Raw genomic sequence first — 20,052 nt, forward strand, 5'->3', positions numbered from 1 at the left:
CGGGCGGCCGGGCGATCCGGTGGGTCAGGCCCCGGATTGCGCTTCGCTCCATCCGGGCTACGCGAGCAGCTACTGCCCGCGCGCCCGCTGCGCCGCCGTGTGGCCCCAGGCCTCGTCCCAATCCTGACCGGAGGCATCGACCACGCGGCCGTCGGCCTCGAAGAACTTGTTCGGCACCTGGAAGATCGCAAGGATCAGCGCGCCGTCCGGGCACCAGGCCGCGTGCCGGCTCCCCGCCTCGCGCCAGATGAATTCGCCGGCCTTGCAGGCGATACCCCGGGCGGGCCCCTCCTTGTCGACGAGCGCGCCTTCAATCACGTAGCTCTGCTCGATGCCGACATGCTCATGGTCGGGCAGCACCGATCCCGGTGCGAAGCGCATCAGGGCCGTCATCAGGCCGGTGCTGCGATCGAACAGCAGCGTCTTGGCCTCGCAGCCGGGAAAGCGCGTCTTCTGCCATTCCATGGCCTGGGGTTGAACCAGATGGGAATGCTGGTCGGCGGCCTCAGGGCTCGTCACGGCGTCCATGGCAACGCTCCGTTCCTGCTGCAGTCAGATGAGCCTAGCAGGTTCGCATCGCACGGTCTGCGCGCAGTGCAGCAAGCGGCAGGCGAATCCTGAAGCAGCCCGTAGGCTGCGTGCGCGTCAAGGTAAGACGCATTCAGCGCATGCGGGAAAATTTGCGCAGGCCCGGCCCGCCACGCTGCGATCCTGCTTGATTGCGCCACGATTTGCGGTTCCAATCCGTTCGCCATTTCTGGTTTAGGAGACACCCATGATGAAGCGGATTTTCCTGGCTGCGATCGTTGCCACCTTTGCAGCGGGCTCGGCCTTCGCGGAGGACACCTGCGAGAGCAAGGCGGTCGGCAAGGACGGCAAGCCGCTGGCCGGCGCCGCCAAGACCTCGTTCATGAAAAAGTGCAAGGCCGACGCCTGCGCGCCCAAGGCCGTGAGCGCGGACGGCAAGCCGCTCGCCGGTGCCGCCAAGAACAGCTTTATGAAGAAGTGCGAAGTCAGCGCGTAATCGCGCGGCAACTCCGAGCACTCTCGTGCCCCGGACGCAGCGCAGCGCTCTTCAGCGATGCGCTGCAGAGCCGGGGCCCACGCTTCCACGTGCACAGTCCGATAGATGGGTCCCGGCTCAGCGGAGCGGCACTGCGCGCCGCACCGCGTCCGGGACAAGCCCTCACTCCCGCCTGAACCGATAATCGAACGCCGCACCAAGCGGCTTGATCACGCCTACCGTCGGCGCCGGAAAATGAACCGGCAGGATCAGCGTGTCGGTGTCCGCAACCGACGCGAAGAACTTTCGCCGTGAGGTCGCCGACTGCTTCGGATCCCAGTCCGGCTTTGCCGACCAGTCCGGTTCGCGGCACTGGATCTGGTGATGCATGAGGTCGCCCGCGACGACCGCGCGCTGCCCCTTCGAGACGATGTTCACGCAGCAATGGCAGGGCGAATGGCCCGGCGTCGGCGTCAGCGTCACGGTGTCGTCGAGCGCGTAATCGTCGTCGACCAGCAGCGCCTGCCCGGCCTCGACGATCGGCAGGCAATTGTCGCGAAACACGGTGCCGGGCGGGTTGTTGCCCTTGGCATGCTCGGCCTCCCAGGCCGCGTACTCGCCCTTGTGGAAGACATATTTCGCGTTCGGGAACGTCGGCACCCAGCGCCCGTCGCGCAAGGTCGTGTTCCAGCCGGTGTGGTCGATGTGCAGATGGGTGCAGAACACGTAGTCGATCTGCTCTAAGCCGATGCCGAGCGCGAACAATTCGTTGCGCCAGCGCGCCTTGCCGGGGAAATCGAATGGCGGCGGGTGGCCCTTGTCCTCGCCGGTGCAGGTGTCGACAAGGATGGTGTAGCGCGGCGTGCGCACCACGAAGGTCTGGTAGGTGATCACCATCATGCCGCGCGCGGCATCGAACACCTCCGGCTCCATCGTCGGCAAATGGCGCTTGAAGACGCCGTCGTCATAAGCCGGAAAAAAATCTTGCGGCCGCCGCCATGGCCCCTCCCGCTCGATCACCGCATCGATGGTGATGTCGCCGATCCTGAGCTGCTTCACGCATTTTCTCCCGATTTTTCTCAAGCGTAGCGAACGAGTTCGCACCGTTCAAGACGCATGAGCGCGTGCATGCACTGGTGCGAGTTCCCAGCGCGAGCGCGACTGCTCGTCACTCGGACTCCGGCGACAGCATTCCACAGCTGCGCACATGCGTCGTTCAAGCGTCACACGCGCGTCGTCAGCCACGCTCGATAATCTCCGTGTCATCGCCGGTTAAGCGTGCACAGATTGCGCAACAAGAACATGGGGCATTCACGTGAAAAAGCTCTTCTGCCTGATCTCTTCCCTGTCGCTCGCGGCAACGCTGACCGGCGTTGCGGCGCCGGCACACGCAGATCAGGATGACAACGGCCGCGACCGCGGCTCCGATAATTTCCGCGATCGCGACCATGATCGAGGCCATCACCACGGCCGCAAATCGCCTGTGGTCCTCATCTCGCTCGACGGCGCAAAGCCCGATTTCATCCAGCAATTCATCGAGGAAGGCGTGCTGCCGCGCGATGGCGGACTGGCGCGGCTGAGCCGCCATGGCGCCGTGGCCTTGCAGAACATCACGGCCTCGCCGTCGCTCACCGCGGTCTCGCATATCGAGATCGCGACCGGCTCGACCTCGGTTCACAACGACATCCCCTCCAACACCTTCCAGGCGATCGTCGGCCCGATCACATCGAGCCTCAGCGGCTTCGCGGCGCCGATCGGCGGCTATCGCGAGAGCCCGCTTGGACCCTCGCCGCGGCCCTCGGCATTGCCCCTCTGGGTGCAACTGCGCCAGCAGGGCAAGAAAGTGGTCACCGCGACGTGGCCGGGCGGCGACGGCGCCGACATCTCGATCAACGGCACCGTGGTGCAGCCGGCGCAGCCGATCCGCGTCACCGACTACACCGTGCCGTTCGGCGCGTTCGGTGGGCTCGGCGCGCAGGGCTTCCAGTTCACGCAGTCCAATTTCATCCCCGATCCGGCGGTAGGCGCGGCGCTGCAGGCCGCGGGCCGCTTCTCGTTCAGCCCGGTGATGGCAACGCCGACGCCGATCGAGACGTTCTCATGCGCGTCGGTGCCGACCGCGACCTGCACCAACGCGGCGACGCAGGACGTCAAATACGCGATCCGCGTGGCGGCGATCGACACCACCAACGACAACAAGGTCAATTACGACACCCTCGTCTTCTTCGACGCCACGCGCGGCATCACGGCCGGCCCGTTCGCGCCGCCGTCGACTGGCCCTGCCTATGCGAAGATCGGCGGCGAGAATGCCCCGTTCTTCTTCGAGGGCAGCGGCGCCAAGGTCGGCGCCGCCTATTTCGTCTCGCAGCTCGCGCCTGATCTGTCGGTGGTGCACTTTGCCCGCTACGGCGCCAACTACATCCCGCGCAACACGCCGGTGCTGGCCGACGTCGACGACATCAACAACAGCGTCGGGTTCTGGCGCCCGCAGGCCGATTTCCGCATTCCGGAGCGGCTCAGCCCGGGCTTCACGGGCTTCCCCGACATCGAGATCGAGGCGATGTTCGAGGACATGGTCAAGACCTTCGTGCGCTACCAGGCCGACATCGGCGAGCGCGCCATCAAGAACAATCCCGATGCCGACCTCGTCATGATCTACATCGAGCAGCCGGACGGCTCCGAGCATCAGTTCCTGCTCACCGATCCCCGCCAGGGCACCAATCCCAGGGATCCGAACTCGATCGGCGCGGGCCAGGACGCCGCCAAGGTCGCCCGCTACAAATCCTACATCCGCTTCGCCTACCAGACCGCCGACAAGGCGGTGAAGCGGATTGCGGACGCGGCCGGGCCGGACAGCAATATCATCGTCGTGTCAGACCACGGCTTCGCGCCGTTCCACACCTCGGTCAGCATGACCAACATCCTGAAGAATGCCGGCATCGACACCAGCAAGGTGGCGATCCGCACCTCGGGTCCGGCGGTCAACATCTACGTCAATTTGCAGCAGCGCGAACAGGGCGGCACCGTCGATCCCGCCACCTACACGGCGCTGGTGACGCAGATTACCGATGCGGTGAAGAACGCGGTCGATCCCAATCCGAAATTCAACGGCTCGCTCGAGGGTAGCAGGCTCTTCACCGTGGTCGAGACCCGCCCGCTCCAATGCGAGGCCGGGATCGGGCAATGCACCAGCAAGACCATCGGCCAGGATTTCGGCGATGTGTTCGCGCTGATGGCCCCGGGCTACAATTTCGACGGCATCCAGAACCCCGGCGTCGCACGCCTCAGCGACGCCCCGTTCAACGCCGCGACCACCACGCTGTCGATGCCGAACTTCTACGGCGCCCACGGTCACGATCCGAAACTGCCGGTGATGAGCGCGACCTTCATCGCCGCCGGCCCGCAGATCCGCAACAACACGACCATCCGCCGCATGCGCAATCTCGACGTCGCCCCGACCATCATGCAGATCCTCGGCGTCAGGCCGCACCAGGTCGACGGTGAGGTGCTGCGCGAGATTTTGCGGTAGGGACCGAAGGTCCCAATGGAGGGGCGCCGATCGGCGCTCCTCCATGACGCTCGCCGCAAATCAACCTCAAATGCCACCGAGGGTGATTCCGGAAATGGGAATCATCCGTGGGCCGGAAACTGAAATACACGGCGGCAGCCCTGCTTGCCGTTGCAGCAGGCACCTACCTCAACAACACCAGCCTTCTGGCGCCGCATCGTGACGGCAGGCCGTTGCTGCTCGCCCATCGCGGCATGGCGCAGCGCTTCGATGAGCGCGATCTGAAGAACGATACCTGCACCGCCGCACGGATGCTGGCGCCATCCCACGACTATCTCGAGAACACCCTGCGCTCGATGCGCGCCAGCTTCGAGGTTGGCGCCGATGCGGTGGAGCTCGACGTGCATCCGACCACCGACGGGGAGTTCGCCGTCTTTCACGACTGGACGGTGGACTGTCGCACCGACGGCCATGGCATCACGCGCGAGCAGAGCATGGCGAAGCTGAAAACGCTCGACATCGGCTACGGCTACACCGCCGATGGCGGCAGGACCTTCCCGTTCCGCGGCAAGGGCATTGGGATGATGCCAACGCTTGCCGAGGTGTTTGCCGCCCTCCCCGACAAGCAACTCCTCATCAACGTCAAAAGCCGCGATGCCAGCGAGGGCGAGAAGCTCGCCGCCGTCCTGAATGCATTGCCTCCAGAGCGACGGCGGAGGATCATGGTCTACGGCGGCGATGAGCCGGTCGGGATGATCCGCCGCCTTACGCCCGACGGTCGCACGATTTCGCGCTCGGCGATCCGGAGCTGCCTGCTCGGCTATATCGGCTACGGCTGGACCGGCCTCGTCCCACCGGCCTGCCAAAACGCGATGGTGCTGGTGCCGGTCAACGTCGCGCCCTGGCTATGGGGCTGGCCTGATCGCTTCCTCGCCCGAATGAACGACGCCAATAGCGTGGTCTTCGTGCTCGGACCCTACAGCGGCGGCGAATTCTCGACCGGCATCGACACGCCGGAATTGTTTGGCAGCCTTCCGCAAGGATATTCCGGCGGGATCTGGACTAACGAGATCGAGGTAATCGCCGCAATTGCGGGCAAGGCGAAGCCTTAGCTCCGCAACCCCGGCGCCTCCTGCCCGGTCCGCGCGACATACTCCGTGTAGCCGCCGCCGTACTGGTGGATGCCGTCCGGGGTCAGCTCGAGCACGCGGTTCGACAGCGTCGCCAGGAAGTGGCGGTCATGCGAGACGAACAGCATGGTGCCCTCGAAATCCGACAGCGCCGTGATCAGCATCTCCTTGGTGGCGAGGTCGAGATGGTTGGTCGGCTCGTCCAGCACCAGAAAGTTCGGCGGATCGAACAGCATCTTCGCCATCACGAGCCGTGCCTTCTCGCCGCCTGACAGCACGCGGCAGCGCTTCTCGACGTCGTCACCGGAGAAGCCGAAGCAGCCGGCGAGCGCGCGCAAGGAGCCCTGCCCCGCCGTCGGAAACTGGTCCTCCAGCGACTGGAACACGGTGCGCTCGCCGTCGAGCAAATCCATCGCATGCTGGGCGAAATAGCCCATCTTGACGCTGCCCCCCAGGGCCACCGTGCCCTGGTCCGGCTCGCTCGCACCGGCAATGAGCTTCAACAGCGTCGACTTGCCGGCGCCGTTGACGCCCATCACGCACCAGCGCTCCCGGCGGCGGATCATGAAGTCGAGGCCGTCATAGATGCGCTTGCTGCCATAGCCCTTGTGGACACCCTTGAGCGCCACGACGTCCTCGCCCGAGCGCGGTGCCGGCAGGAAGTCGAATGCGACGCTCTGGCGGCGGCGCGGCGGCTCGACGCGCTCGATCTTGTCGAGCTTCTTGACCCGGCTCTGCACCTGCGCGGCATGCGAGGCGCGCGCCTTGAAGCGCTCGATGAACTTGATCTCCTTGGCGAGCATGGCCTGCTGGCGCTCGAACTGCGCCTGCTGCTGCTTCTCGTTCTGCGCGCGCTGCTGCTCGTAGAACTCGTAGTCGCCGGTGTAGGTGGTGAGCGAGCCCGAGTCGATCTCGATCACCTTGGAGATCACGCGGTTGATGAACTCGCGGTCATGCGAGGTCATCAGCAGCGTGCCTTCGTAATCGTGCAGGAACTTCTCCAGCCAGATCAGGCTTTCGAGGTCGAGATGGTTGCTCGGCTCGTCGAGCAGCATGACATCGGGACGCATCAGGAGGATGCGGGCCAGCGCCACGCGCATCTTCCAGCCGCCGGAGAGCTTGCCGACGTCGCCGTCCATCATCTCCTGGCTGAAGCCGAGGCCGGACAGCGCCTCGCGCGCGCGGCCGTCGAGCGCGTAGCCGTCCAGCTCCTCGAACCGGTGCTGCACCTCGCCGTAGCGGGCGATGATCTCGTCCATCTGATCGGCCTTGTCGGGGTCGGCCATATCGGCCTCGAGCGCGCGCAGCTCGGCCGCGACCTCGCTGACGGGACCGGCGCCGTTCATCACCTCGGCGACGGCGCTGCGGCCAGACATCTCGCCGACGTCCTGGTTGAAATAGCCGATGGTGATGCCGCGGTCGGTCGAGACCTGCCCCTCGTCGGGCAGCTCCTCGCCGGCGATCATCCGGAACAGGGTGGTTTTGCCGGCGCCGTTCGGCCCGACCAGGCCGATCTTCTCGCCCTTGTTGAGGGCGGCGGAGGCTTCGATGAACAGGATCTGGTGGCCGGCTTGCTTGCTGACGTTGTCGAGGCGGATCATGGGGTCATTTTGGGGGATTTTTGCGTTGCAGCGTCATAGGCCATGCGAGCCGCCAGGGGAAGCCCGGCGGGGTACGGACTGCCCCGCCAAGCGCAGATTCCTCCCGATTGGCCCGATGTTTACGCCCGCGCGGGGCTTCTGCCCGCTGTTGACGGGCTCGCTGCCCACCCCCTGGAGCCTTGGCGGCCCAACGCGGGCTGTTTCCCGAAGACAGCCTAGGCGAAGAAGGGATGCGGCGCGTCGCCGGTTCCCTTCGCCTTCATCACGGCGACGCACGCGTCGATCTCCTGATCGGACAGGTTGAGCCCGAATTCGCCGCGCAGCACGTCCCTGAATTCGTTCTCCGTCGCCAGCCGGCGTTTCTCCGCGTGCCCGTCCGCGTCGCGGACGGTGACACGCGCATTGTACATGGTGATCCGGCTTCTGTTCGGTCCCGGCTTCGCCACGATGATGTTGCCCTGATAGGGCGTATCCGGATGGGTCGCGGTGTACCAATTGGTGATCTCGTATTCGCCGTCGTAGCGGGGATATGGGATCACCCGGTAGATGTGCTGCCAGCCATGCTTGAGCCGTGCCTGGAGCGTCAGCTCGCCGCCGACATCGATGAAGCGCATGACCTCATGCGGCGTCTCCTGCTCGACCTCGGGCACGAGCCTGAGCGCGGAGGTCGGCGCCAGATTGCCGAAGCCGACATCCGCAAGACAAGCGCCTTCCGGCAAATCCACCTTCAGCAACATGTGGATCGCCGGGCGCGGTGCGTCGATCTCCAGCCCGCGCACGACCCGCCCCTGCAGGCTTGTGATGCTGTAACCGAGCGAGCGAAGTCCGGCCCGGAACAGCATGTTCTGTTCGAAGCAGTATCCGCCGCGCCTGCTCTCGATCATCTTCCGCTGAAGCGTCGGCACGTCGAGCCTGGGCGGCCGCCCGAGCATGATGTCGAGCGTCTCGTAGGCGATCGCATGCGCATGCGCGAAGATCAGTTGGTTCAGCGTATCGAGCGTTGGCGTGAGCGGCCCGGCATAGCCGATGCGTGCGAGCCAGGCATTCCGATCGAATTGTGTGTCGGACATCTCACCCGCTCCAGACGACCAGGGCGCCCATATTGCCATTCTCCCGCCCTGCGTCCAGCGGCCGCCCGCCGGGGTACGCTCGACCGGCGCCTTGGCTTGGCGGCATCAGGCGTATTGATCTTGATCAAAGCTCTTCAACGATCATGGCGGAGCCTGTGACTTGAGCTGCTTGGCCCCAGGCGCAGCGCGCGGAGCTGAACCATGCAATGCAACATTGCGCAGCCTCAGGACGATTGACTGCAGATTGCCGGAAACGGCGCCGCTTGCGGGAGTGACGACCGATGAAGCAATGGCTGCCGGGACTGGATACGCTTCGTCGCTATGAAGCCGCCTGGCTTCCGCGCGATGTTTTCGCCGGCGTGGTGCTGGCGACGATGCTGGTCCCGGTCGGAATCGCCTACTCCGTCGCATCGGGATTGCCCGGCATCTATGGCCTGTACGCCACCATCGTGCCGCTGCTGGCTTACGCCTTGTTCGGCCCGAGCCGCATCCTCGTGCTCGGCCCGGACTCGGCGCTGGCGGGAATATTGCTCGGCGTCATCACGCCGCTGGCTGCCGGCGACCCCATGCGCGCCGTGACGCTCGCCGGCATGATGGCCATCGTCTCGGGGCTGGCTTGCATCCTGGCCGGCGTCGCGCGTCTGGGCTTCGTCACCGAGCTTCTCTCCAAGCCGATCCGCTACGGCTACATGAACGGCATCGCGTTGACCGTCCTGATCAGCCAATTGCCAAAACTGCTCGGCTTTTCCATCGAGGGCGAAGGACCGTTGCGGAGCTTGTGGGCGATCGCGAGCGCGATCCTCGACGGGCAGATCAACTGGGTCGCCTTCGAGATCGGATTCGCGACGCTGGCCGCGATCCTGCTGCTGAAGAACACCAGGCTGCCGGGCATCCTGATCGCCGTCGTCGCGGCGACCGTCGTGGTCGGGGTGCTCGATCTCGGGACGCGGTACGGCGTCAAGGTGCTGGGGCCGCTGCCTCAGGGGCTGCCGGGCTTCGTTGTCCCGTGGATCTCCACGAGCGACATCGTCCCGGTGCTGCTCGGCGGCTGCGCCATCGCCATGGTGTCGTTTGCCGACACCAGCGTGCTTTCACGCGCCTACGCCGCGCGATTGGGGATGCGGGTCGACCCCAATCAGGAGATGGTGGGGCTCGGTGCGGCCAATCTGGCGACGGGCTTTTTCCAGGGTTTCCCGATCAGCAGCAGCAGCTCGCGGACGCCCGTTGCGGAAGCCGCCGGCGCCCACACCCAGCTCACGAGCGTCGTCGGCGCGCTGTCCATCGCCCTGCTTCTGCTGGTCGCGCCAAATCTGCTGGAGGATCTGCCCACCGCCGCATTGGCCGCCGTCGTCATCGCGGCGGCAATCGGCCTGTTCGAGGTTGCCGACCTCAAGCGGATCTATCGCATCCAACGTTGGGAATTCTGGCTGTCGATCGTCTGCTTTGTCGGCGTGGCGGTGCTCGGCGTCATTCCGGGGATCGGTCTCGCCATCGCACTCGCGATCATCGAATTCCTGTGGGACGGCTGGCGGCCGCACTCTGCCGTTCTGGGCCGAGCCCAGGGCGTCAAAGGCTATCACGACATGACGCGATATCCGGCCGCCCGCCGGGTCCCGGGGCTGGTCCTGTTCCGGTGGGATGCACCGCTGTTCTTCGCCAACGCGGAATTCTTCCGGGAGCGCGTCATGGATGCCATCGCGACCTCGCCGACGCCGGTGCGCTGGCTGGTGGTCGCGGCGGAGCCGGTGACGAGCGTGGACGTCACCGCCTGCGATGTGGTCGCCGAACTGGACCAGACGCTGCACGCGCAGGGCATCGAGTTCTGCTTTGCCGAGCTCAAGGACCCCGTGAAGGACAAGCTGAAACGATTTGGCCTGTTCGCGCAGCTTGGCGAACATTACTTCTTCCCGACCATCGGCGTGGCGGTCTCCCGCTATCTCGAGATCAACAACGTCGAGTGGAACGATTGGGAGGATCAGGCCGAGAACGACCTCGAACCGCTCGCGGGCCGAAATCTCAAGGCTGGTCCCTAGCCGGGATGTCGACCTCGCTTGCCGCACCTGGCGGAGCCTTGTCGCCGGACGACAGAAGGGCCAAGGCGGCCCTCTCCGCGTCGTAAGGAAAGATCCACTCCGCCGCCGACATCCAGCCGCGCATCCTCTGCGCCTGCTCCGCGGGATCACCGCCGGCGGACCGGTAGAACCGGCCGGCAAGGCGTGAGGCTGCCTGCACGCGGCTGGTCCGCTCCAGCCTGAGGTCCTGGTAAGCTTTCAGTCGCGCCGGAATCTCGCCGCGTCCGGCGTGCTCCAGCAGGACGGCAAGTGCGAAGCCGTCCTCGATGGCCTGTCCAGCGCCCTGGCCGAAATGCGGCACCATCGGATGGGCGGCATCACCGAGAAGCGTGACATGCCCGCGCGACCAATACGGCAATGGCGGCCGATCGTAGATGCCCCAGCGAAAGGTGTGGTCGAGCGCCGCGACCAGGTCCCGGACCGGCGCATCCCACCCCCCGTATTCACCCGCGAGCGCGCAGACGTCGCCCGGTGCGAACCAGGTCTCCTCCATGTCACGCGTGCTCGGGACGAACGCGACGATGTTGATCAACCGCCCCTGCGACACCGGAAAGCAGATGAAGCTGCGACCATCCCCCATCCACATGTTGAGGCCTCGCAGCTCCGGGCCGAGGGCGAATTTCTCCGCCAGCACCAGGCCGCGATACGCCACCACGCCTTCGCTGGTCGGCTGCGCCGCCAGCCCGATCTGCCGCTGGACCACCGAATGGATTCCGTCCGCACCGATGACCACGTCCGCATCGCAGACGGCGCCATTGGCAAAGGTCAAGCGCGCTCCGCTCTGCATCTCGCCGACGGCGATACAGCGATGTCCGAACCGCACCGGTCCTTTGACCGCACCGAGCAGCATGTCGAGCAACTCGACCCGGTGGATCTGATAGCTCAGCGCCGTGGACGCGCCCGGCCTCGAAACCGGCAGTCCCTGCGAGGTTCGCAGCGTCAGCCCCTGGCTCCTCGTGGTGATCCGCTCGATAGCCTCGCGAAGCGAGGTCCGTCGGAGCAATGTCAGCGCATTTGGAGGAATGGAGAGCCCTGCCCCGGCCTCACGCGGCGACTCCGCTCCCTCGAAGACGGTGACGTTCAGGCCCCGTGCGCTCAGCGCCAGCGCTGCAGACAATCCGCCGATCCCCGCCCCGACAATTGCGATATTGAGCCGGCCGGTCATGGCCCGATCCCATCGAACATCGCCATCTCGGGACTTGATCCGTGGTCAGTTGCCGACGACGTCATCGAGCAGCACCCATCTGGTGCCGTCGAAACGCGCCATCCTCGCCGTTCTCCAGCCGATCCGGCGCGATGGAGTCACGTTGATCGCGATGCCGGGCAGGAACGTCGGCAGTTGGAGCGCGCGGATGTTGGTGGCCTGCCTGATGACATTGTCCCGCGACAGGTCGTCGCCGCACTGCTTCAGGACCTCGACGATGACCTGAGCGGTCGCATACGGGAAAATGGATTCCTCGATGTCTTCAGCCGGTGCCCACTCCTTCATGAAGGCCCGATACTCGCGCATCCCGGCATCGTCATCCCACATGGGATCTTCGGATGTCTTCAGCCAGAACGCGCTGACCGCCCCTTTCGCGGCTGCAAGTCCCGCCGGACGCAGGACGGCTGAAATGCTGCTCACCCCGGACAGCAGCACATGCTGGACCTTCCAGTTGAGCTCATGCGCCTTGCGGATGGCCTGCGCCGCAAAGCGCGGGTTGGAGGCGTGAAACAGGGTATCGGCGCCGGAGGCCTTGAGCGCCACGATCTGTGAATCGACCGTCGGCTCCATGATGTCGTACGCGGCCTCCGCGACCACCATGCTCGAAGCGCGCGATCCCAGGCCGGCCTTGAACCCGGCCAAATTGCCCTTCCCGAGATCGTCGTTCTGATAGATCACGGCGACTTTCGCGTCTGGCTTGGACTTCAGCAAATACTCGGCGTAGATCCTGGTCTCGACCGGCTGTGGCACCATGAACGTGGTCGTCCATGGCAGGTTCTCGGGATCGTCGAGCTTGGGCGTGCTGGCGAGCAGCAGGATCTGCGGGACCTGCTTGCCGTTGAGATATTTCGCCACGGCAAGGTTGGTCGGCGTGCCGATCGATCCAACGATCGCGAGCACATTGTCGTCCTCGACCAGCTTTCGCGTCTGCTGCACCGTCTTGGTCGGCGAAAAGGCATCGTCGAGCGAAACGAGCGTCACCTTGCGCCCGTTGATGCCGCCCGCCGCGTTGATCATCTTGAGATAGGCCGCCTCAATCCGGCCGAAGCGGCTCAGCGACGAGATCGGGCCGCTGTAAGGAACCGTCTGCCCGATCCTGATTTCAGTATCGGTCACGCCGGGACCGTATTTCTTGTCCGCGCCGGCAACGGGCGAAAGGCCGGCAATCGACAGACTGAGCGTCGCAAGGATCAGGGGCCGGATCATGGAGGCGCACCTTGGTTTGGCGGCTTCGATCGGAAGCGTTTTGCTATCCCGTACTGTGAGATGATGCTGTACAATCGAAGCTGCGTCCCGAAACTTTGCCAAAATTTTCCGAAAGAAGTTTCACGAGCCGCCCTTGCTGAAGTCGTCGCACCATTCCATTGCCGTCGGCGACCGGGTCGTGGACCTGGCCAATGAGACCTTGCGCGACGGTGGCGGCGGCAACGTCCCCTTGCGTCCGCGCGCCTGGGCGGTGCTGCGGCTGCTGGCGACACGGCCCGGGCAACTGGTCGGCAAGGACGAGATCATGGACGCGGTCTGGTCGGACTGCGAGGTGACGGAGGACTCCCTCGTCCAGGCGATCGGCGACATCAGGCGCGCCCTGGGAGACGCTGGCCGCTCGGCGCTGAAGACACTGCCCCGCCGCGGCTACATGCTGGTGGTTGATGAAGGGCCGATCGATGCCCGCCTCGTCCACGGCGATACACCCCGCCTATCCGGTATCGAAGAGCAGCCGGCGTCTTCGTCGACGCCGCCCCATCTGTCCATCGTCGTGCTGCCGTTCGCCAACATCGGCGGCGATCCCGCCCAGGATTACTTCGTCGATGGCGTGACCGAAAGCCTGACCACGGATCTGTCGCGGATTTCCGGCTCGTTCGTCATTGCACGCAACACCGCATTCACGTTCAAGGGAAAGGCCGTCAACGTCAGGCAAATCGGCCGTGAGCTGAATGTGCGCTACGTGCTGGAAGGATCGGTCCAGCGAGGCAGAGATCGGTGCCGGGTCAACGTTCAGTTGACGCAGACGGAGACCGGAAGTCACGTCTGGGCGGAGCGCTTCGACAAGCCGGCCACCGACTTGCTGGACATGCAGGATGAGATCGTATCCAGGCTCGCCAACAACCTGAATGCCGAACTCATCAAGGCAGAAGCCCGCCGCGCGGAACGGTCGCCGCATCCGGATGCGATGGATTTGTATTTCCAGGGCCGGGCTTGCATCAACAAGGGCGTGACTCCGGTATTCCTGGCGCAGGCACGCGACTTCTTCATGCGCGCCCTCGCACTTGATCCCGGCAACATCGAAGCGGCGGTCGCCGCGGCCCAGATCGACGTGTCGATAGGATCAGCCTTCCTGACGGACGACCCATCCGTGCAGTTTGAAGCCGCAGAGGCTGGCTTGAACAAGGTGCTTCTTCACGCGCCCTCTCATCCGAGAGCTCACATGCTGCTCGGCGCTGTTCACATGCAAAGCATGCGCGCTCTGGGGGGCATCGCCGAATGCCGACAGGCGCTGCTGCTCGATCCGAATTTGGCCGACGCCCATGGATTTATCGGGCTCGCGAAATTTCTGCTGGGGCGCGGTGAAGAGGTCGAGGCGCACATCCATGAAGCGTTGCGGCTGTCGCCTCGCGATACGCGCGCCTATCTCTGGTACATGTTCGTCGGGCTCGGCAAGTTGAGCCTCTGCGCCGACCGCGAGGCCGCGGATTGGTTTCGCCGGAGCATCGAGTTCAACCGAAATCACGCGCTCGCCCATTTTCACTTCGCGGCTGCGCTGGCGCTGCTGGGAGACCAGAAAGAGGCAAGCGCCGCTGCCGCAGCAGGCCTTGCCCTCGACCCCGGCTTCACGATCCGCCGCTACCGCGCCAATCCCAAAGTCGACAATCCGGTTTATCTTGCCAAGCGCGCCCGCTTCTATGAGGGGATGCGCCTGGCCGGCCTGCCGGAGGAATGACTCAAAGCGCGCGCGACAGGATCGGCAACAACCGCACGTCTCCGCGGCCGTAACCCTGCCGCCGCATTGCGCCGCGCTCGTCCATGCTGCTTCGACGAGCGGGGAGCGTCAGCCGGTTCGCTACCTCACCGCAAACGGCGCCTGATAAGGCCGGCCGAACGGCACGCCGTTGATGACCGTCTGGACCGGCTTGAGCTGGACCTTCCCGTCTCGCTTGTTGTTGCGGGTGTCGAGGAAGCTGACCGGCCCCTCCACCAGCTCCATGATGGCGACGTCGCCGGGCGCACCGACCTGCAGCGTGCCGATTTTCGGCGCGCGGCTGATGATTTTCGCCGGGGCTGTCGTGGCCATGGCCACCACCTGCTCCAGCGTGAAGCCGAGCACCATGAACTTGCTCATCACGTTGGGCAGGAACGGAATGCCGGGCGAATTGCCGGAGAAGACGTGGATGTCGGAGGAAATGGTGTCCGGCGTGCATCCACCGGGGATCGCCACTTCCGCCACGGTGAAATCGAAGCTGCCGCCGCCATGGCCGACGTCGAACAGGACGCCGCGCTGCTTGGCCGCCAGGGCTGCGGGCAGCAGCTTGCCCTCCTGGACGATATTGGTGAAGACATTGGACATGTTCGGGGCGCCCGAATAGGCATGCGTCAGCACGTCGCCCGGGCGGAGCAGATCGAGGATCTGCGACATCAGCTCCTTGGACTCGACGCCGCCAATATGCACCATCATCTTCGCCGGCCAGCCGCACATCTCGCAGGCCTGGATGGCGCGCTTGAGCGGCTCGAGCCCGTGCTTGTAGATCACGTTCTCCGACATCCGCACCTTGACCCCGAGGAGGAAGTCCTGGTTCTCGGCGAGCGCCATCGCGCAGGCCTCGGTCTGCGCGGAGTCGATATTGTAGAGCTCGGCGACGGGAAACGCCGAAAGGCCGTTGTTGGCGATGTGGACGAAGGCGTACATCCGCGCCCGTGTCTGGGCCACGATGAAGCGGCGCAGCGCCGCCAGATTGTTGACGCCGGCATCGCCGGCCGACACGACGGTCGTCGTGCCCTGGAATTGCACCAGCTCGTCGGCGGGAATGCCGATCGCCGAGCCGTAGGGATAGACGTGGCAATGCAGATCGATGAGGCCGGGCATCACCAGCTTGCCCGACGCGTCGATGCTCTTCAGGGCGCGCTCGGCGGGGATCGTCTCCTGGACGGTTTCGATCACGCCCCAGCGGATGCCGATATCGCGCTTGGCGCGCAGCGACTGGCTGGGATCGAGGACCTCGCCCCCGCGGATCACCAGATCGTACTTGTCATTCGGTCCCATCGCGGCGCGCGCCGGCGCGGCGAGGCTGATGGCTGCGGCTGATGTCGAAAGTGCAAGGAAATCGCGGCGTGACAACGCGGACATGATAACCCCCCTGTGCTTTTATTCGCCGGTGCGGCCGGCTTTGACGAGCGATCCCACGGCGCCACTTCCGCGTTCAAAACGAACACGCTGAAACTGACGACCGTTCCCTCGGGTGATCCGATCCTATGACGACAAATGGGCGCTGAGAAGCCGCGAAATTATTCCAGCATCAGTGGACCTTCCGGGACAAGCGCCGACCAGGCGAGCCGGGCCGCTTTGGCCGTGTGTGCCGAGAGCGCCTTCACTAGGTCCACCATGGCGCGTAGGATGGGTTGAGCCGTTGCGAACCCATCAGGCTTCATTCTCGCGACCGGATCGAACTAACGAGTATGACGAGATACGACGCCCGCCCGTCGCCGCGATGGGTTTCGCAATGATCGAACCCAGGTCCGTCGTGTGGTATCCTCTATCGGCCGAGTGTCGCTACAAGGAGGCAGGATGACATGCGTATCGCTGTGATGGCGGCCGGTGCCCTCGGCGGTTATTTTGGAGCACGCATGGCTGCGGCAGGGCACAATGTGTCCTTCATCGCACGCGGCTCCAACCTAGCGGCAATCAGGAAAAATGGTCTCAAGATCGAGAGTGTGCTTGGCAATCTTCATTTGCCTGAACCCAATGTGACCGATGACCCGGCCGCAGTTGGCCCGGTCGATATCGTTCTGTTCGCGGTCAAGCTTTGGGACAGCGAGAAGGCGGCCAGGCTGTCTCTCCCCCTGGTCGGCCCGCACACCCGGGTGATTCCATTGCAAAACGGCGTCGATAGCGCGGAGAGGATCGCCCCAATTCTCGGCGCCGACAATGTGGTCGCCGGGAGTGCCTATATTGCTACTGTGCTGTCTGCGCCTGGCGTCGTCACCCACACGAGTCAGTTCGCGCGCATGGTCTGCGGGAGGACCGACGGAAGGCCCGATGGGTGTCTCGAAGCCTTTGCCGACGCCGCTCGTGTGGCCGGGATCGACATCTCGGTATCCGACGCGATTGACCGGGAGCGCTGGCAGAAATTTGTATTTCTCGTCGGGCTATCGGGCGCGACCGCGACGACTCGCCAGCCGCTGGGGCCAATCCTGGCCGACCCGGATACACGAGCGTTCTTTTACGCCTTGATGAGCGAGGTCGTGGCGGTCGCCCGCGCCAAGGGCGTTCCGATATCGGAGAATTTTGCCGAGGACAGAATGAAATTCGCCGAAGCCTCGCCACCGACCTTCAAGGCTTCCATGCTGCACGATCTCGAACGCGGCAACCGGCTCGAACTCGACTGGCTCGCCGGAAAGGTAGTGGAGTTCGGGCGCTCGCTTGGCGTTCCTACGCCAGCCAACAATGCGGTCTATGCCATGCTTAAGCTGCACCGGATGGGTAATGCCCACGCTAGCTGAGCAAATTATCCCAGAGCACTTCATCGCGGGTCACTCGGGCAACCCTGCCTTCCGAAGCCCCTCGATCAATCGCTTCGCCTTGGCCTGACCACCCCGGCCGATATAGGTCGATATCGTAAAGGTCGGATCGTGCTCGATCACGCCGGCCGCCGCCTCGCGCGCCTGCGCGTCGTGGCCGAGATGGGCAAAGGCGCTTGCGAGGCACCGGTATGATGCCGCATGAGCGGGATTCTGACGAACAGCCTTCTTCGCTGCCATGATCGCCTCGTCATGGCGGCCGAGTTCGATGAGGGCCATCGCCATTCCGATCAGCGACCGGTGCAGTTGCGGATCGACCGGGCTCAAACGAAAGGCATGTTCGAAGTTTCTGATCGCCTCTTCCGGATGCCCCGCAATCCGGTACACCCAGCCTCTGGCATGCCATGCGACAAATGAGTTCGGGTTGAGTGCGACCGCACGATCCGCCATCTCGATCTCGCTTTCCCAATCGCCGACCATGAAGGCCGAGACGACGGCAGCATAAGCCAGGGTCGCGGGGTCGCTGTCGTCGATGTTCAGCGCCAGACGAAAATGGCGAATGGCTTCCCTGCGATCGAATTGAGGATCGACGGAGTAGCCCATGGTCACATTGAGCGAGTGGCAGGACGCTGCCAAAGCGGCCGCCAAGGCGAACCGGGGGTCCTGCTCCAGGGCATTGTGCGTGAGCCTTATCGCCTCGGCGATCCCTTCGCGGGTGGAGGCGGAATAATGCGGCAAAGCCCGCAGATAGAAATCATAGGCCGTAAGGTTCTCCGGCCGCCGCCGCGCCGCCAATGCGATTTCAGTTTGAAGCAATTTCGGCTCGATGGCCGAGACCACGGCAACGGCGACCTCGTCCTGAAGGGCGAACACGTCCGTCAGGTCGCGCTCGAACCTGTCGGCCCAGATGTGTGCGCCCGTCACCGCATCGATCAACTGCCCGGTGATGCGAACCTTGCCCGGCGACTTGCGAACAGACCCCTCGAGAACATAACGCACGCCGAGGCTGCGCCCGACCTCCTTGATGTCGACTGCCCTGCCCTTGAACGTGAAACTCGAATTACGCGCGATGACGAACAGCCATTTGAACCGCGACAGCGCGGTGGTGATCTCTTCGACCATGCCATCGGCAAAGTACTGCTGCTCGGGATCGCCGCTCATGTTCTCGAAGGGCAACACGGCGATCGAAGGCTTGTCTGGCAGCGCAAGTGCGGCCTTTGGCGAATCCGTATCACCGGAGTGAGCCGTGACGGCAGGTGGCCTGTCCTCCTCGCGGACCACGCCGACGAAACGAAAGCCCTTTCGCGGCAGCGTCTTGATCAGGCGCTGCTCCTCGCCGGAATCGCCGATCGCGCTCCGGGCCGCGTTGAGGCGGGTCGTCAGGGCGACGTCGGACACGATGCGTCCGTTCCAGATGGCGTTGACCAAATCGTCCTTGCTGACGACACGCTCCCTCTGGCGGATCAGGTAGCCGAGCAGGTCGAAAACCTGCGGTGCGGTCGGGACGATATGGGACCCACGGCGGAGCTCGCATCGGTCGGTGTCGAGATCGTAGTCCTCGAACAAATAGCGCACGCTACCGCTCCCTCGTCACCTCACGGGTCGCCTCACACGTTCCGGCACTGTCGGGAAACGAAAGAATATGCCGCCGGTAAGGAAAATGTAAGCCGGATGTCAAGCGCAACCCGGAGCGTCCTGGCATCCTTGCCTTGTCCAGGCAGATACCGGGGAGATTTCAGATGGCTACAACCTTCGATATGTCGACGTCGCGACAGACGCTCACGCCAGTTCGACTTGGCTCGGTTCGCTTTGGGCTGGTTCGATTTGGGCTGAACCTGCTCACCACTTGCCGCACCACCCTTCGCGAAAGGCACGAACGCCGACGGCTAATGGCCAGGCTGGACGACCTGAGCGACATGGCGCTCCACGATATCGGTATCTCGCGCGGCGAGATCGACTACGTCGCCGCGAACCGGGACGTCGATCCAAGAGGCGCCGCGATCCGGATGACCTAACCGAGCAGGACGGGCTCAACCCATCCTACACGCTATGCTTTTAATCGTGGATGCGGCCAGCCCGCATTGCGAGGCTCAACCACCTTCCCTCCACGCACCGACCTTTTCCAAAGGCCGTGCGGAGACCGTCAGTTGCGCCGATGATCCGGCAGTACAGAACTTGGCTACTTGGCCATCCCCGTCGTAGTTCCCGTCGCAGTCGTATCTGGCGTGCCGGGTGTGCCTCCACGCCGCACTTCACGCGCGTCACGGCGGCCTTCGCGGCGCACTTGGCGCGCGTCACGACGATCTTCGCGGCGCTGGTGGCGCCCCTCGCGTCGATCTTGGCGCCTTTCCATGCCAACGGTCTGCGCCTCGGCGTTGGGCGCCATCAGCATGCTCGGTAGCGAGGCGATTGCGGTTGCCAAGCCAAAAGATGAAAGAAGCTTCCGTCGAGAAATCATGACTGCCTCCTTGCTTGACTGCCCCAAGCTTGAAAAGCTACTCGCCTTGCCAGGCTTCAACTTGATCTATGTCATTGGACGGTCGCACTGCCAGATCCGACGCTTCGACGGTCCCCCGCCCTCAAGCGCAGAGCTGCGACATGTCCACCGCTAGCAGCGATGCGGGCCTTGGTCGAGCACCCCGATACCTGCGACTTGACCACGACTTGGCTTCTATCCGCCCTTGATCCAGATCAAAGTCGACGATTGCTCGACGCTCAGCAATGTCAGCAACAC

Annotated in this window: 15 protein-coding genes; 7 read left to right on the plus strand and 8 right to left on the minus strand. The window is 64.4% G+C overall.

The genetic code is table 11. The features are described 5' to 3' along the window. Nucleotides 1–69 precede the first annotated feature (69 nt). On the minus strand, nt 70–528 hold the full coding sequence (locus JQ617_RS18410) for a cupin domain-containing protein (protein ID WP_212027551.1): 459 nt from the start codon (nt 526–528) through the stop codon (nt 70–72). 247 nt (nt 529–775) lie between these two features. On the opposite strand from JQ617_RS18410, the gene JQ617_RS18415 reads away from it, so the two are divergent. Next, nucleotides 776–1,024: a hypothetical protein gene (locus tag JQ617_RS18415; protein ID WP_063683934.1), complete on the plus strand. Its 249-nt coding sequence runs from the start codon at nt 776–778 to the stop codon at nt 1,022–1,024. Nucleotides 1,025–1,186: 162 nt separating this feature from the next. Here JQ617_RS18415 and JQ617_RS18420 read toward each other — a convergent pair whose 3' ends face one another. After that, nucleotides 1,187–2,062, minus strand: a complete 876-nt coding sequence (locus JQ617_RS18420; RefSeq protein ID WP_212027552.1) for an MBL fold metallo-hydrolase — start codon at nt 2,060–2,062, stop codon at nt 1,187–1,189. Between the two features lie 256 nt (nt 2,063–2,318). On the opposite strand from JQ617_RS18420, the gene JQ617_RS18425 reads away from it, so the two are divergent. Together JQ617_RS18425 and JQ617_RS18430 are read left to right on the plus strand one after the other, a co-directional pair. Beyond that, nucleotides 2,319–4,532 carry an alkaline phosphatase family protein gene (locus JQ617_RS18425; protein ID WP_212027553.1) on the plus strand — a complete coding sequence of 738 codons (2,214 nt, stop codon included), beginning with the start codon at nt 2,319–2,321 and terminating at the stop codon, nt 4,530–4,532. A gap of 107 nt (nt 4,533–4,639) precedes the next feature. Then, nucleotides 4,640–5,623: a glycerophosphodiester phosphodiesterase family protein gene (locus JQ617_RS18430; protein WP_212027554.1), complete on the plus strand. Its 984-nt coding sequence runs from the start codon at nt 4,640–4,642 to the stop codon at nt 5,621–5,623. Here JQ617_RS18430 and JQ617_RS18435 read toward each other — a convergent pair. Together JQ617_RS18435 and JQ617_RS18440 are read right to left on the minus strand one after the other, a co-directional pair. Then, nucleotides 5,620–7,242 (minus strand): ABC-F family ATP-binding cassette domain-containing protein, encoded by a 1,623-nt coding sequence (locus JQ617_RS18435; RefSeq protein ID WP_212027555.1) that lies wholly within the window; start codon nt 7,240–7,242, stop codon nt 5,620–5,622. The genes JQ617_RS18430 and JQ617_RS18435 overlap by 4 nt on opposite strands. A 215-nt stretch (nt 7,243–7,457) precedes the next feature. Next, a complete protein-coding gene (locus JQ617_RS18440; RefSeq protein ID WP_212027556.1) occupies nt 7,458–8,312 on the minus strand; it encodes an arylamine N-acetyltransferase family protein in 855 nt (284 codons plus the stop codon). A 281-nt stretch (nt 8,313–8,593) separates the two neighbouring features. Here JQ617_RS18440 and JQ617_RS18445 point away from each other — a divergent pair, with 281 nt between their 5' ends. Further along, nucleotides 8,594–10,345, plus strand: a complete 1,752-nt coding sequence (locus tag JQ617_RS18445) for a SulP family inorganic anion transporter (RefSeq protein ID WP_212027557.1) — start codon at nt 8,594–8,596, stop codon at nt 10,343–10,345. Here JQ617_RS18445 and JQ617_RS18450 read toward each other — a convergent pair. Beyond that, a complete protein-coding gene (locus JQ617_RS18450; RefSeq protein WP_212027558.1) occupies nt 10,329–11,549 on the minus strand; it encodes an FAD-dependent oxidoreductase in 1,221 nt (406 codons plus the stop codon). The two genes, JQ617_RS18445 and JQ617_RS18450, sit on opposite strands and share 17 nt — an antisense overlap. 45 nt (nt 11,550–11,594) lie before the next feature. Continuing rightward, nucleotides 11,595–12,794 (minus strand): ABC transporter substrate-binding protein, encoded by a 1,200-nt coding sequence (locus JQ617_RS18455; protein ID WP_212027559.1) that lies wholly within the window; start codon nt 12,792–12,794, stop codon nt 11,595–11,597. Between the two features lie 133 nt (nt 12,795–12,927). On the opposite strand from JQ617_RS18455, the gene JQ617_RS18460 reads away from it, so the two are divergent. Next, a complete protein-coding gene (locus tag JQ617_RS18460) occupies nt 12,928–14,526 on the plus strand; it encodes a winged helix-turn-helix domain-containing tetratricopeptide repeat protein (RefSeq protein WP_212027560.1) in 1,599 nt (532 codons plus the stop codon). A 120-nt stretch (nt 14,527–14,646) separates the two neighbouring features. Here JQ617_RS18460 and JQ617_RS18465 read toward each other — a convergent pair whose 3' ends face one another. After that, a complete protein-coding gene (locus JQ617_RS18465; protein WP_212027561.1) occupies nt 14,647–15,927 on the minus strand; it encodes an amidohydrolase family protein in 1,281 nt (426 codons plus the stop codon). Between the two features lie 443 nt (nt 15,928–16,370). Between JQ617_RS18465 and JQ617_RS18470 the strand changes: the two genes are divergently transcribed. After that, complete coding sequence (locus JQ617_RS18470) at nt 16,371–17,300, plus strand: ketopantoate reductase family protein (RefSeq protein WP_212027562.1); 930 nt, start codon at nt 16,371–16,373, stop codon at nt 17,298–17,300. 30 nt (nt 17,301–17,330) lie between these two features. On the opposite strand, the gene JQ617_RS18475 is transcribed toward JQ617_RS18470, so the two are convergent. After that, a complete protein-coding gene (locus tag JQ617_RS18475) occupies nt 17,331–18,893 on the minus strand; it encodes a winged helix-turn-helix domain-containing tetratricopeptide repeat protein (RefSeq protein WP_212027563.1) in 1,563 nt (520 codons plus the stop codon). A gap of 164 nt (nt 18,894–19,057) precedes the next feature. On the opposite strand from JQ617_RS18475, the gene JQ617_RS18480 reads away from it, so the two are divergent. Then, the gene (locus JQ617_RS18480; protein ID WP_249157242.1) at nt 19,058–19,333 is read left to right on the plus strand and encodes a YjiS-like domain-containing protein; all 276 of its coding nucleotides are present in this window, start codon (nt 19,058–19,060) and stop codon (nt 19,331–19,333) included. The last annotated feature ends 719 nt before the right edge of the window (nt 19,334–20,052 follow it).

This window comes from Bradyrhizobium sp. KB893862 SZCCT0404, assembly GCF_018130885.1.
In the GTDB taxonomy this organism is placed as follows: domain Bacteria; phylum Pseudomonadota; class Alphaproteobacteria; order Rhizobiales; family Xanthobacteraceae; genus Bradyrhizobium; species Bradyrhizobium stylosanthis.

What these genes read in the sequence shown, in the direction of transcription:
- JQ617_RS18455 (WP_212027559.1), bottom strand. Translation starts at nt 12,794, where the DNA reads ATGATCCGGCCCCTGATCCTTGCGACGCTCAGTCTGTCGATTGCCGGC.
- JQ617_RS18470 (WP_212027562.1), top strand. Translation starts at nt 16,371, where the DNA reads ATGCGTATCGCTGTGATGGCGGCCGGTGCCCTCGGCGGTTATTTTGGA.
- JQ617_RS18450 (WP_212027558.1), bottom strand. Translation starts at nt 11,549, where the DNA reads ATGACCGGCCGGCTCAATATCGCAATTGTCGGGGCGGGGATCGGCGGA.
- JQ617_RS18445 (WP_212027557.1), top strand. Translation starts at nt 8,594, where the DNA reads ATGAAGCAATGGCTGCCGGGACTGGATACGCTTCGTCGCTATGAAGCC.
- JQ617_RS18415 (WP_063683934.1), top strand. Translation starts at nt 776, where the DNA reads ATGATGAAGCGGATTTTCCTGGCTGCGATCGTTGCCACCTTTGCAGCG.
- JQ617_RS18480 (WP_249157242.1), top strand. Translation starts at nt 19,058, where the DNA reads ATGGCTACAACCTTCGATATGTCGACGTCGCGACAGACGCTCACGCCA.
- JQ617_RS18440 (WP_212027556.1), bottom strand. Translation starts at nt 8,312, where the DNA reads ATGTCCGACACACAATTCGATCGGAATGCCTGGCTCGCACGCATCGGC.
- JQ617_RS18410 (WP_212027551.1), bottom strand. Translation starts at nt 528, where the DNA reads ATGGACGCCGTGACGAGCCCTGAGGCCGCCGACCAGCATTCCCATCTG.
- JQ617_RS18465 (WP_212027561.1), bottom strand. Translation starts at nt 15,927, where the DNA reads ATGTCCGCGTTGTCACGCCGCGATTTCCTTGCACTTTCGACATCAGCC.
- JQ617_RS18435 (WP_212027555.1), bottom strand. Translation starts at nt 7,242, where the DNA reads ATGATCCGCCTCGACAACGTCAGCAAGCAAGCCGGCCACCAGATCCTG.